Annotated in this window: 9 protein-coding genes; 8 read left to right on the forward strand and 1 reads right to left on the reverse strand. The window is 39.7% G+C overall.

From position 1 onward, the window contains the following. Window positions 1-38: 38 nt before the first annotated feature. The 5 genes from AC2117_RS03955 (at window position 39) to sucD (ending at window position 7,783) form a co-directional block, all read left to right on the forward strand. The gene (locus AC2117_RS03955) at window positions 39-2,879 is read left to right on the forward strand and encodes a 2-oxoglutarate dehydrogenase E1 component (RefSeq protein WP_133972065.1); all 2,841 of its coding nucleotides are present in this window, start codon (window positions 39-41) and stop codon (window positions 2,877-2,879) included. Beyond that, a complete protein-coding gene (odhB, locus tag AC2117_RS03960) occupies window positions 2,879-4,069 on the forward strand; it encodes a 2-oxoglutarate dehydrogenase complex dihydrolipoyllysine-residue succinyltransferase (RefSeq protein ID WP_133972066.1) in 1,191 nt (396 codons plus the stop codon). The genes AC2117_RS03955 and odhB overlap by 1 nt, the downstream gene beginning before the upstream one ends. 61 nt (window positions 4,070-4,130) lie before the next feature. Next, window positions 4,131-5,564 carry a dihydrolipoyl dehydrogenase gene (lpdA, locus tag AC2117_RS03965; RefSeq protein WP_133972068.1) on the forward strand — a complete coding sequence of 478 codons (1,434 nt, stop codon included), beginning with the start codon at window positions 4,131-4,133 and terminating at the stop codon, window positions 5,562-5,564. A 147-nt stretch (window positions 5,565-5,711) separates the two neighbouring features. Next, window positions 5,712-6,878, forward strand: a complete 1,167-nt coding sequence (gene sucC, locus AC2117_RS03970; RefSeq protein WP_003655470.1) for an ADP-forming succinate--CoA ligase subunit beta — start codon at window positions 5,712-5,714, stop codon at window positions 6,876-6,878. A 14-nt stretch (window positions 6,879-6,892) separates the two neighbouring features. Then, the gene (sucD, locus tag AC2117_RS03975; protein WP_003655479.1) at window positions 6,893-7,783 is read left to right on the forward strand and encodes a succinate--CoA ligase subunit alpha; all 891 of its coding nucleotides are present in this window, start codon (window positions 6,893-6,895) and stop codon (window positions 7,781-7,783) included. Between the two features lie 402 nt (window positions 7,784-8,185). Here the strand turns inward: sucD and trpS are convergent, their stop codons facing one another. Beyond that, window positions 8,186-9,199 carry a tryptophan--tRNA ligase gene (gene trpS / locus AC2117_RS03980; RefSeq protein ID WP_133972070.1) on the reverse strand — a complete coding sequence of 338 codons (1,014 nt, stop codon included), beginning with the start codon at window positions 9,197-9,199 and terminating at the stop codon, window positions 8,186-8,188. 208 nt (window positions 9,200-9,407) lie between these two features. On the opposite strand from trpS, the gene AC2117_RS03985 reads away from it, so the two are divergent. The 3 genes from AC2117_RS03985 (at window position 9,408) to AC2117_RS03995 (ending at window position 13,009) form a co-directional block, all read left to right on the forward strand. Beyond that, a complete protein-coding gene (locus AC2117_RS03985; RefSeq protein WP_133972071.1) occupies window positions 9,408-10,337 on the forward strand; it encodes a DUF808 domain-containing protein in 930 nt (309 codons plus the stop codon). 27 nt (window positions 10,338-10,364) lie between these two features. After that, entirely contained in the window at window positions 10,365-11,264 is a 900-nt protein-coding gene (locus AC2117_RS03990; RefSeq protein WP_133972073.1) for a neutral zinc metallopeptidase, read from the forward strand. Window positions 11,265-11,506: 242 nt separating this feature from the next. Then, the gene (locus tag AC2117_RS03995) at window positions 11,507-13,009 is read left to right on the forward strand and encodes a cation:proton antiporter (RefSeq protein WP_133972075.1); all 1,503 of its coding nucleotides are present in this window, start codon (window positions 11,507-11,509) and stop codon (window positions 13,007-13,009) included. Window positions 13,010-13,028: the final 19 nt, after the last annotated feature.

Genomic DNA, 13,028 nt, shown 5'->3' on the forward strand with positions numbered 1-13,028 from the left:
GCCTGTAATATTTTTTGCAATAGGAAATGGGTCCACAAATGCAAGAAGTTGCTGACGCATTGCGTCTTGACACTGAACTTTCCGCTGATAGTGCAGCGTATATTGAAGAACTTTACGAGCAGTACCTGTCTTCCCCAACCTCTGTAGCTGAGGACTGGCGCCAATATTTCGATAAATATCCAAAGGGTGACCAACCACACGGCGCTGTGCGTGAGCAATTCCTATTACTAGGACGTAATGCTAATCGTGTTCAACCTGTTGTACAAAGTACGGTAAGTACTGAGCATGAACGTCGTCAAATTGGCGTTTTACAACTTATTGCTGCTTATCGTAATCGCGGACATCAAAAAGCTAAATTAGATCCATTAGGTCTTGCTAAGCGTGAAGATATTCCTGATTTAGAACTTTCAGCACATGGTTTAACCAAATCAGATTTAGACACAGTATTCAACACAGGCAATCTTGAGATTGGCAAAAGCGAAGCAACGCTTGGTGAAATGATTGAAGCAATGGAAGCAATCTATTGTGGTTCAATCGGTGTTGAATATATGCATATCGTGGACACAAAAGAAAAGCGTTGGATTCAGCAACGTCTTGAAAGTGTTCGTGGTCAGCTTAATTTTACAAATGATCAAAAGAAAGGGTTCTTGGAGCGTTTAACCGCTGCAGAAGGGCTTGAAAAATACCTAGGTAATAAATACGTTGGTGCTAAACGCTTTGGTGTGGAAGGTGGTGAATCTTTTATTCCTATGGTGAATGAAATCATTCAACGTGCTGGTACTGTTGGTTGTAAAGAAGTTGTTATTGGTATGCCACACCGTGGCCGTTTAAACCTTCTTGTTAATATTATGGGTAAAAACCCTGCAGACTTGTTTGGCGAGTTTGAAGGTAAAGCTATTCATAAGAAAGGTTCTGGTGACGTTAAATACCATCAAGGTTTCTCAAGTAATGTAATGACTCCTGGTGGCGAAGTTCACTTGGCATTAGCATTTAACCCATCTCACTTGGAAATCGTTGGTCCTGTAGTTGAAGGTTCTGTGCGTGCACGTCAAGTGCGTCGTAGAGATATCGGCGGTGATGATGTATTACCAGTAATTGTTCATGGTGATGCTGCATTTGCAGGTCAAGGTGTGAACATGGAAACCTTCCAGATGTCACAAACTCGTGGCTATACGGTTGGTGGTACTGTACACATTATCGTGAACAACCAAGTTGGTTTTACAACTTCTGATCCACGTGATGCACGTTCTACTGAATATTGTACTGACGTTGCAAAAATGATTCAGACGCCAATCTTCCATGTGAATGGCGATGATCCTGAAGCAGTAATCTTTGCTACTCAATTAGCACATGATTTCCGTCACGAATTCCGTAAAGATGTTGTGCTTGATTTGTTCTGTTACCGTCGTCGTGGTCATAACGAAGCAGATGAGCCATCTGGTACACAACCATTGATGTACCAAGTGATTGCTAAAAAAGCAACAACTCGTACACTCTATGCAGATCAGCTTGTTCAAAACAAAGTAATTGATCGTGCTGAAGCAGACCAAATGGTTGAAGATTACCGTGCAGATTTAGAAGCCGGAAACCATGTTGCAAACGCTTTAGTACTTGAACCAAATACAAAAATGTTTGTTGATTGGACGCCTTATTTAGGCCATGACTATACAGATGATTGGGATACTTCATTTGACTTAAATCGCTTAAAAGAATTAGGCGAGGGCATGAGCAAACTTCCGGAAGGATTTGTTATGCAGCGTCAAGTGCAAAAAGTTATTGAAGATCGTGTGAAAATGCAAACTGGTGAAACTGCATTGAACTGGGGTGCTGCTGAAACTTTAGCTTACGCAACCTTGATTGATGAAGATTACCTTGTTCGTATTACTGGTGAAGACGTTGGGCGTGGTACATTCTCACACCGTCATGCAAAATTGCATAACCAAGTAGATGGATCAACGTATATTCCACTTTGCAATGTCAAAGAAAACCAGTCTCGTTTTGCAATTTATGATTCTTTATTATCTGAAGAAGCTGTTCTTGCATTTGAATATGGTTATGCAACTACAATTCCTAAGAGCTTAATCATTTGGGAAGCGCAATTTGGCGACTTCGTAAACTGTGCTCAGGTTGTAATTGACCAGTTTATTGCTTCTGGCGAGACTAAGTGGGAACGAGTTTGTGGTTTAACAATGTTGTTACCACACGGTTTCGAAGGTCAAGGTCCAGAGCACTCATCAGCTCGTTTAGAACGTTTCTTACAGTTATGTGCTGAAGATAACATGCAAGTGATCACTCCAACGACACCTGCACAGATTTTCCATGCATTACGTCGTCAAGCTGTACGCCCAATTCGTAAGCCGTTGATTGTAATGTCACCGAAATCTTTACTTCGTCATAAACTTGCGACTTCTACTTTAGAAGAGCTTGCAAATGGTTCATTCCAGACTGTAATTGATGAAGTTGATCAAATTAACAAGTCTGATGTAACTCGTCTTGTACTTTGTGGTGGTAAAGTTTATTACGACTTACTTGAAAAACGTCGTGAACAAAACTTAACTAACGTTGCAATCGTACGTATTGAACAGTTATATCCATATCCAGAACAACGTCTTGCGGAAATCTTGGCTGCATATCCAAACGTGAAAGAACTTGTTTGGACCCAAGAAGAGCCGAAGAACCAAGGCGCTTGGTTATTTATCGCACCGCGTTTATACGACGATATTTTAAAATCTGGCAAACAAATCCGTATCAGTTTTGCAGGTCGTGAAGCTTCTGCTGCACCAGCTTGTGGCTCACCGTACTTGCATGCAAAACAACAAGCTCAGCTAATTAATGATGCATTGGCACTCGAAGCTGAACAATCAGGAGATTCTCAATAATGGCAACCGAAATTAAAGCACCGGTATTCCCAGAGTCAGTTGCAGATGGAACCATCGCAACTTGGCACAAAAAGGTGGGTGAACCTGTATCACGTGATGAAGTGATCTGTGATATTGAAACCGACAAAGTTGTTTTAGAAGTGGTTGCTCCTGCAGATGGTAGCTTAGTTGCAATCATTAAAGGTGAAGGCGATACAGTTCTTTCTGACGAAGTAATTGCTCAGTTTGAAGCTGGTGCTGGTGCTGCAGCTGCTCCTGCAGTAGAGCAAGCAGTTGCTCAAACTCAAGCTGGTGCAGCTCCTGTTGTTGAGCGCACTGAAGCTGTATCTGGTCAAGCTCCTGCAGTTCGTAAAGCTTTGTCTGAAACTGGTATTGCTGCTGCTGACGTACAAGGTACTGGTCGTGGTGGTCGTATCACTAAAGAAGATGTGACAAACCATCAAGCTAAACCAGCTGCTAACGTTACTCCGTTAAGCGTAGCTGTTGGTGAGCGTATCGAAAAACGCGTTCCAATGACTCGTTTACGTAAGCGTGTAGCTGAGCGCCTTCTTTCTGCAACTCAAGAAACTGCAATGTTAACTACATTTAACGAAGTTAACATGAAGCCAATCATGGAATTGCGTAAGCAATATAAAGATGCGTTTGAAAAGCGCCATGGTGCTCGTTTAGGCTTCATGTCATTCTTTGTTAAAGCTGTAACTGAAGCACTTAAGCGCTATCCTGCGGTAAATGCTTCAATTGATGGCGATGATATTGTTTATCATGGTTACTATGACATCGGTGTTGCAGTATCTTCTGACCGTGGTCTTGTTGTTCCAGTATTACGTGATACTGATCGTATGAGCTATGCAGAAGTTGAAGCAGGTATTGGTGCTTATGCTGCTAAAGCGCGCGATGGTAAATTATCTATCGAAGAAATGACTGGTGGTACTTTCACTATCACTAACGGTGGTACTTTCGGTTCATTACTTTCAACTCCAATTTTGAATCAGCCGCAAACTGGTATCTTGGGTATGCACAAAATCCAAGAGCGTCCTATGGCAGTAAATGGTCAAGTTGAAATCTTGCCAATGATGTATTTAGCGCTTTCTTATGACCACCGTATGATCGATGGTAAAGAAGCAGTAGGTTTCTTGGTAGCAATCAAAGAATTGTTAGAAGAACCAGCTAAACTCATCCTTGATCTTTAATTTCTTCGAATAATATTACCGAGATAGAGTGATCCTCTATCTCGGACCATGGAGATAAACAATGTCTCAACAATTTGATCTTGTTGTTATTGGCGGTGGTCCTGGTGGTTATGAAGCTGCAATTCGTGCTGCTCAACTAGGTTTTAAAGTCGCTTGTATCGAAAAACGTATTCACAACGGTAAGCCATCTTTAGGTGGTACATGCTTAAACGTAGGTTGTATTCCTTCTAAAGCATTACTTGACTCTTCACATCGTTATGAAGATACAGTGCATCATTTAGCTGATCACGGTATTACTACAGGTGAAGTGAATTTTGATCTTGCTAAGCTTCTTGCTCGTAAAGACAAAATTGTTGACCAATTAACTGGTGGTATCGATCAATTGCTTAAAGGCAACGGTATTGAGTGGTTAAAAGGTACTGGTAAATTACTTGCTGGTAAAAAAGTTGAGTTTATTTCACACGAAGGTGAGACTCAAGTTTTAGAACCTAAATATGTGATTCTTGCGTCTGGTTCTGTACCTGTAAATATTCCAGTAGCTCCTGTAGATCAAGATATTATTGTTGATTCAACTGGCGCATTAAATTTCCCAGAAGTACCTAAACGTTTAGGTGTTATTGGTGCTGGTGTAATCGGTTTAGAGCTTGGTTCTGTTTGGCGTCGTCTTGGTTCTGAAGTTGTTGTATTTGAAGCAATGGATGCATTTTTACCAATGGCTGATAAAGCTTTGGCAAAAGACTACCAAAAACTTTTAACTAAGCAAGGTCTTGATATTCGTATTAGCGCTAAAGTTGCTGGTACTGAAGTTAATGGTCGTGAAGTGACTGTTAAATACATTCAAGGTGGCGAAGAAAAAACTCAAACTTTTGACAAATTAATCGTTTGTGTAGGCCGTAAAGCTTATGCAGAAGGTTTATTGGCAGATGATTCAGGCATTAAATTGACTGAACGTGGTTTAGTTGAAGTAAACGATTACTGTGCAACTTCTGTAGAAGGTGTATATGCAATTGGTGACTTGGTTCGTGGTCCAATGCTTGCTCATAAAGCAATGGAAGAAGGTGTAATGGCTGTTGAGCGTATCCACGGTCATGCAGCTCAAGTGAACTATGACACAATCATTTCTGTTATCTATACACATCCGGAAGCGGCATGGGTTGGTTTAACTGAAGAACAAGCTAAAGAAAAAGGTCATGAAGTTAAAACTGGTCAATTCGGTTTTGCTGTAAATGGTCGTGCTTTAGCTGCGGGTGAAGGTGCAGGTTTCGTTAAGTTTGTTGCTGATGCAAAAACTGACCGTTTATTAGGTATGCATGTCATTGGACCTGCTGCATCTGATATCGTACATCAAGGTATGATCGCACTTGAATTTGTATCTTCTGTTGAAGACCTTCAGTTAATGACATTTGGTCATCCAACATTCTCTGAAGTTGTTCATGAAGCTGCACTTGCTGTAGATGGTCGTGCAATTCACGCGATTCAACGTAAGCGTAAATAAAATAAAGAGCGGTTCTCCGCTCTTTTTCACATTTGATGGTGTGATTAAAAAAACATCAAGGTGATAGAGGTAGACAGCAATTTGCATATACAACATGAGAATGTTGCGCAAATTGAAGACAACAAACAAAGTTAAGTAGGTAACTAAATGAACTTACATGAGTATCAAGCTAAAGCGTTATTGAAAGAATATGGTATGCCGGTACAAGAAGGTATCTTGGCAACCAATGCAGACGAAGCAGTTGCTGCATTCGAACAGCTTGGTGGTAAATTCGCGGTAATGAAAGCGCAAGTTCATGCTGGTGGTCGCGGTAAGGCTGGTGGCGTTAAAGTTGCAAAATCTAAAGAAGATGTTATCGAATTTGCAAACAACATTATTGGTACTCGTCTTGTAACGTATCAAACTGATGCAAATGGTCAACCTGTAAACAGCATTATTGTTGCTGAAGACGTATACCCAGTTGAGCGCGAGCTTTACTTGGGCGCGGTTGTAGACCGTTCTAGCCGTCGTATTACTTTCATGGCTTCTACAGAAGGTGGTGTAGAAATCGAGAAAGTTGCAGAAGAAACTCCAGAAAAAATTATCAAAGTTGAAGTTGATCCATTAGTTGGCTTACAACCATTCCAAGCGCGTGAAGTTGCGTTTGCATTAGGTTTGAAAGACAAGCAAATCAGCCAGTTTGTTAAAATTATGGCTGCTGCTTACCAAGCATTTGTTGAAAATGACTTTGCCCTATTCGAAATTAACCCACTTTCAGTTCGTGAAAATGGCGATATTTTATGTGTAGATGCAAAAGTTGGTATCGACTCTAACGCGCTTTACCGTTTACCTAAAGTTGCTGCTTTACGTGACAAGTCTCAAGAGAATGAGCGTGAATTAAAAGCATCTGAATTTGATCTTAACTATGTTGCTTTAGAAGGTAACATTGGTTGTATGGTTAACGGTGCTGGTCTTGCAATGGCAACTATGGACATCATTAAACTTTATGGTGGTCAGCCTGCAAACTTCCTTGACGTTGGTGGCGGCGCGACTAAAGAACGTGTAATCGAAGCGTTCAAAATCATCCTTGCTGATACATCTGTACAAGGTGTTTTAATTAACATCTTTGGTGGTATCGTACGTTGTGACATGATTGCTGAAGCGATTATTGCAGCGGTTCAAGAAGTAAACGTAACTGTTCCAGTTGTTGTTCGTTTAGAAGGTAACAACGCTGAATTAGGTGCTAAATTACTTGATGAATCTGGTTTGAAATTAATTTCTGCGAACGGCTTGTCTGATGCCGCAGAAAAAGTTGTAGCTGCAGTTAAAGCGTAAGGGGAGTATCAATCATGAGCGTATTAATTAATAAAGACACTAAAGTATTGGTACAAGGTTTTACTGGTAAAAACGGTACATTCCACTCTGCACAAGCTTTAGACTACGGTACAAAAGTTGTTGGTGGTGTTACTCCAGGTAAAGGTGGTACAACTCACCTTGACTTGCCAGTATTCAATACAATGAAAGAAGCTGTACGTGAAACAAATGCAGATGCATCTGTAATCTATGTACCAGCTCCATTCGTTTTAGACTCTATCGTTGAAGCGGTTGATTCAGGTGTTGGTCTAATCGTTGTGATCACTGAAGGTGTTCCAACAATTGACATGCTTAAAGCAAAACGCTACTTAGAAACTAACGGTAACGGTACTCGTTTAGTTGGTCCTAACTGCCCAGGCGTGATCACTCCGGGTGAATGTAAGATTGGTATTATGCCTGGTCACATTCATCAACCCGGTCGTATTGGTATCATCTCACGTTCAGGTACATTGACTTATGAAGCTGTTGCTCAAACAACTAAGCTTGGTTTAGGTCAATCTACTTGTATCGGTATTGGTGGTGACCCAATCCCAGGTATGAACCAAATCGAAGCTCTTCAATTGTTCCAAGATGATCCAGATACTGATGCAATCATCATGATCGGTGAGATCGGTGGTACAGCGGAAGAAGAAGCTGCTGAATTCATCAAATCTAACGTGACTAAGCCTGTAGTAGGTTACATTGCTGGTGTAACTGCACCTAAAGGTAAGCGTATGGGTCACGCTGGTGCGATCATTTCTGGTGGTCAAGGTACTGCTGAAGAGAAATTCGCTGCGTTTGAACGTGCGGGAATGGCTTACACTCGTAGCCCTGCTGAACTTGGTTCAACAATGTTGCAAGTTTTAAAAGAGAAAGGTTTAGCTTAATCGCTTTATTCTGAATCTTAAAAAGCACCGCATTTGAAAATGATGCGGTGTTTTTTTATCTATTGAATTAAAAATAAAGAATCAAGAAGATAATATCTCTAAAGAAGACAAAATATTTAAGCAAAAAAATACGCAATGATTGGGGTGATCATTGCGTAGAACAACGAATCTGTAAAAACAGTTTCGGTTTAAGGAGAAATGTCGTGAGGTTCATACGAAATAACCTACATAGTGAATAATAGAGATAGTTAAGAAATTCTTCATCGCTATTAGCGTTAATAAGTGTTACTTCACGTTAATAGGGTAAAAGCATGTGAATGACAGTGGATACATTAGTAATTCTAAAAAAGTGAGCCTTATAAGCCAAAAAAAGCCCCGAAGGGCTTTAAGTTTTTAAGAGAATTAGAATTTAAATAAACCTAAACCGTCTTTAACTTCATCTAAGGTTTGTTGAGTAATAAGACGACATTTATCTGTACCTTGGCGTAAAACATCCATAATGTAGTCAGGATCTTTAGCAAGTTCTTCACGACGTTCGCGGATAGGGCTGATCAATTCTTTCAAAACAGCTTCAAGGCGTTTTTTAACAGTTCCATCGCCTAGACCACCGCGACGATAATGCGCTTTTAATTCTTCAACTTCTTCTTTATTTGGATCAAATGCATCTAAATAAGTAAATACAATGTTTCCTTCAACCTGACCTGGATCTTCAATACGAAGATGATTTGGATCGGTATACATTGCGTTTACAGCTTTTTTAATGTCTTTATCAGAAGCATTTAAAACAATGGTATTACCTAATGATTTAGACATTTTTGCCTTACCATCAAAACCAGGTAAACGTGCCATATTTGAAAGTAAAGCTTTACATTCTGGTAAAAGATCTTGGCCAATTTGACGGTTTATCCGACGTACAATTTCATTGGTTTGTTCAATCATTGGAATCTGATCTTCACCCACTGGAACAACAGTTGCTTTAAAAGCAGTAATGTCAGCAGCTTGTGCAACAGGGTAGCAGAGGAAACCAGCAGGAATGTCACGCTCGAAACCGCGCATTTGAATTTCAGACTTAATGGTCGGGTTACGTTCTAAGCGTGCAACCGTCACGAAGTTAAGATAGAGCATGGTGAGCTCATTAAGTGCTGGCAAGCATGATTGTACGCAAATCGTGGTTTTTGTTGGATCAATGCCTACAGCTAAATAATCTAGAGCAACTTCCAAAATATTGCGACGGACTTTATCTGGATTATCTGCATTGTCTGTTAATGCTTGTGCATCTGCTAATAAGAGATGTTGATGATGGCTATCCTGTAAACCTACACGAGAACGCAAAGAACCGACAAAATGCCCGAGATGAAGTTGTCCGGTTGGGCGGTCGCCTGTCAAAATAATTGGACGCTGATCAACATTACTCATTATTTATTCCACTGTCTTATTGGCTTAATCAGGGGTAGTAAGCCCTGCAATATAAAAGATTGGCATTATTGTACGGGAAATAAAAAAATTTCGTCAGCGATTGGATAAACTTTTCTTAAAATAATATTGTGAATTTATTCAGTAAAATTACAGAAATTAAAAAAAATCATCTTACAATAGTCTCAATAAATACAAACTTGGATAAGAAATGGCAAGTGGCTTACTTTTACTATTAGATGATATTGCAACGATTTTAGATGATGTTGCTTTAATGAGTAAAATGGCAGCAAAGAAAACTGCCGGAGTTTTAGGTGATGATTTAGCCTTGAATGCTCAGCAAGTTACAGGTGTCCGCTCAGACCGAGAGTTACCTATCGTTTGGAAGGTAGCGAAGGGTTCATTTGTTAACAAACTCATTTTAGTACCTTTAGCACTATTAATTAGTGTGATTGCGCCTTGGCTCATTAACCCTTTGTTAATGCTAGGTGGTTTGTTTTTATGTTATGAAGGTGTGGAAAAAGTTATTCATACTTTTATGCATAAAAAGTCCTCAACTCCTGAGGAGGCCAAAGCAGAGCTTGAAAACGAAGAATTAGACTTAGCAACATTTGAAAAAGATAAAATTAAAGGTGCTGTTCGGACAGACTTTATTTTATCTGCAGAAATTGTCGTAATTACCCTCGGTACAGTTGCTACAGCTACTTTAATGACTAAGGTAAGCGTCCTAAGTGTTATTGCAATTGTGATGACGATTGGTGTTTATGGCTTGGTTGCCATGATTGTTAAGATTGATGATCTGGGATTATATTTAACAAATCAAACGGCTTCTTTTAAGCAGACTTTAGGCCGTGGCTTGCTTGCATTTGCACCTATTTTGATGAAATTACTTTCGATCGTGGGCACTATTGCGATGTTTTTGGTAGGGGGAGGGATCATTAACCATACCATTCCATTACTTCATCATCTGACTGAAAGTACAGTGGATCATGTAGAAACTATACCAGCGGTAGGAAATATCATTGGTGCTTTAACACCAACATTGATTAACTTTGGAATAGGATTGGTTGCTGGTGCAATTGTTCTATTAATCGTAAGCTTAATACAAAAAATGTGGCCTAAAAAAGCATCGGGTTCATGATGCCATTCTAAAAAGAAGAGGGAAATTATGCGCTGGAAAGGTCGTCGAATTAGTACCAATGTTGAAGATCGCCGAGGTGGTGGCGGTGCTAGAGCAGGTGGTATCAGTATTATTGGTTTGGTTGTTGCATTTGTTGCGTGGAAGTTTTTTGGGGTTGATCCACAACAAGCTTATCAGGCAACTCAGCAGGTCACTGCATCACAGCAGTCAAATGCAACTGCACCGGAAAGTTTAACAGCCGAGCAAAAAGAAGCCTCTGATTTTGTTGGAACTGTTTTGGCTGATACAGAGGATACGTGGACTCCTATATTTAAACAGTTAGGTAAAACCTATACGCCGCCAAGATTAGTGTTGTTTAGTGGAATGATTCAGTCTGGGTGTGGTACTGCTCAATCTGCCATGGGACCATTTTATTGTCCGGCGGACCAGAAGGTTTATATCGATACAGAATTCTTTAAAGATATGCGTCAGCAAATGGGAATTTCTGGTGAGCAAAATCAAAGTGAACTATCTAGGCAAGATCAAGCTGGGGATTTTGCCCAAGCGTATGTTGTCGCACATGAGGTAGGACACCATGTTCAAACCTTGCTTGGTATTTCTTCACAAGTACAACAAGCCCGTGCGCAAGCAAGCCAAACAGAAGGTAACCAATTATCTGTTCGTCAAGAATTACAAGCTGACTGTTTAGCGGGAATTTGGGCGAGTCATAATCAACAGCGAACTCAATTTTTAGAGCAAGGCGATATTGAAGAAGCGATGGATGCTGCTCAAAAAATTGGAGATGATTATTTACAGAAGCGCTCTACTGGTCAGGTTGTTCCAGATAGCTTTACTCATGGTAGTAGTGAACAGCGAATGCGCTGGTTTCAGGTTGGTTTAAAAACTGGTGATATTAACCAATGCGATACTTTTAATAATCCAGTTTAATCTTTTATAGGATGAGTCTTTTTAAACATATTTAAGAAGCTCATCCATTTTTCTTTAGCTTATAACTATAAATAATGTTAAGAAATTTAACAGAGTGATAGATTGTTCATTCAATTCGTTAAACTTGTGTCCTAATTTCTGTTTTTATGATTATGGCATTCTTCATGCCAGTTTTTTTATTAAGTTTGGTCGATCTAACAAAGTTTCTCTTATTTGGTCGTTGACCCAGAAGAAGGGTATTCATGGGTAATTTTTTTCTACTACAAGCATTCACAGTGGTTTTTGCGCTATCAATAGCAACCACAATCTTTAATAAGCGCATTTTAGGCTTTCCACAGGCTATTGGTGTACCGCTGGTCTCAGCAATTTTTGTCTTTATTCTGCAATGGGGGGCTAGTCTGTTAAATGGTAACGAATTTATTACCATCAATATCCACCATATTGAGGAAGTAGTACGCCAGATCGATTTTTATGATTTTTTAATTAATGGGGTCATCTGTTTTATTCTAACTTCTTCAGCACTTAAATTTAAAATTTCTGATTTAAGAAGTTACTGGAAGCAAATTAGTATTTTGGCCACCATTGCATTAGTCATTTGCGCCGTTTTATTTGGTGGATTGCTCTACGGGTTCCAACTACTGGTTGGATATCATGTGCCAATTTTGGTGCTTTTACTTTTAGGTGCAGCTTTAGGAGCAACAGACCCAATTGGTATTAAAGGTGTGCTTAGTTCGATACGTGCACCACATCATTTGATTGTTAAGCTAGAAGGTGAGTCACTATTTAATGATGCGATGTGTATTGCATTATTTATGACTTTACTCAACGTTTTACAGGGTGAACATTTCTCGTTAGTGGCAACATTAGAGGCTTTACTCTATGAAATTGTTGTCGCTGTCGGGATTGGTTGGGCATTTGGGGTAGGGGTGTTACGTCTATTACGTGGTAAACACGAAATGGAGTCCCTAATTTTAACAACAGCTTTGCTCGCGAGTGGAGCATATTTGGTTGCTTTGTTTGCGCATGCATCAGCACCAATTGCTTGTGTAATCGGTGGTTTAATTGTTGGAAACAAATGGAAAGAAATACGAGAAGAGCGCGAGATTCAAGAAGTTAATCATTTTTGGCATACCGTAGAAGGAATCATCAACTCATTCCTGTTTACTTTAATTGGCTTAGAGTTATTTATTCTTGATTTAAACTTCAGCCTAATTTTAGGCGGTATTGTTGCGTTCTTTATTTTACATATCTCTCGTTTTGCGGCCAACTTTATGGCTTTTGCCTTTTTCCCGAACATGCGAAAAATGAAAAGTTATAATGGTAGTTTAACCATTTTATCTTGGGGTGGGGTACGAGGGGGGATTTCACTTGCATTGATTTTGGCAGTTGCCAATATTCCCGCATTAAGTCCATATAGCAGTATCTTGATTGGCTATACTTTTATTAGTGTATTGCTATCGGGCATTGTGTGCGGTCTGGGTTTGCCAGCTGTGATGAATGCTTTTTATTACAATCCCAATGAAGAAACCGAAGGCTTAAAAGGTCTATATCAAAGATTGTGTCATAAGATGAATCGGAGAGGCTTTCAATATATTGTTGGAGAGGATGCGCTGGGTAGAGAAACAATTACCGTTTTTAATCCAGATATTCTGGTAGACCAAAAAACTGAAGATGGAATTGCAACAATGCATGACCCGAATAAGTTACAAGAAGTAAAACGATTTGAGAGTCCTGATAATTTCTAAATATTTGCAGTTTTAAATT

The organism is Acinetobacter calcoaceticus (assembly GCF_900520355.1).
GTDB classification, from domain to species: Bacteria; Pseudomonadota; Gammaproteobacteria; order Pseudomonadales; family Moraxellaceae; genus Acinetobacter; species Acinetobacter calcoaceticus_C.

Excerpts from the sequence above, each read along its gene's own strand:
- AC2117_RS03955 (WP_133972065.1), top strand. The coding sequence starts at position 39 with ATGCAAGAAGTTGCTGACGCATTGCGTCTTGACACTGAACTTTCCGCT.
- odhB (WP_133972066.1), top strand. The coding sequence starts at position 2,879 with ATGGCAACCGAAATTAAAGCACCGGTATTCCCAGAGTCAGTTGCAGAT.
- sucD (WP_003655479.1), top strand. The coding sequence starts at position 6,893 with ATGAGCGTATTAATTAATAAAGACACTAAAGTATTGGTACAAGGTTTT.
- lpdA (WP_133972068.1), top strand. The coding sequence starts at position 4,131 with ATGTCTCAACAATTTGATCTTGTTGTTATTGGCGGTGGTCCTGGTGGT.
- AC2117_RS03995 (WP_133972075.1), top strand. The coding sequence starts at position 11,507 with ATGGGTAATTTTTTTCTACTACAAGCATTCACAGTGGTTTTTGCGCTA.
- AC2117_RS03985 (WP_133972071.1), top strand. The coding sequence starts at position 9,408 with ATGGCAAGTGGCTTACTTTTACTATTAGATGATATTGCAACGATTTTA.
- AC2117_RS03990 (WP_133972073.1), top strand. The coding sequence starts at position 10,365 with ATGCGCTGGAAAGGTCGTCGAATTAGTACCAATGTTGAAGATCGCCGA.
- trpS (WP_133972070.1), bottom strand. The coding sequence starts at position 9,199 with ATGAGTAATGTTGATCAGCGTCCAATTATTTTGACAGGCGACCGCCCA.
- sucC (WP_003655470.1), top strand. The coding sequence starts at position 5,712 with ATGAACTTACATGAGTATCAAGCTAAAGCGTTATTGAAAGAATATGGT.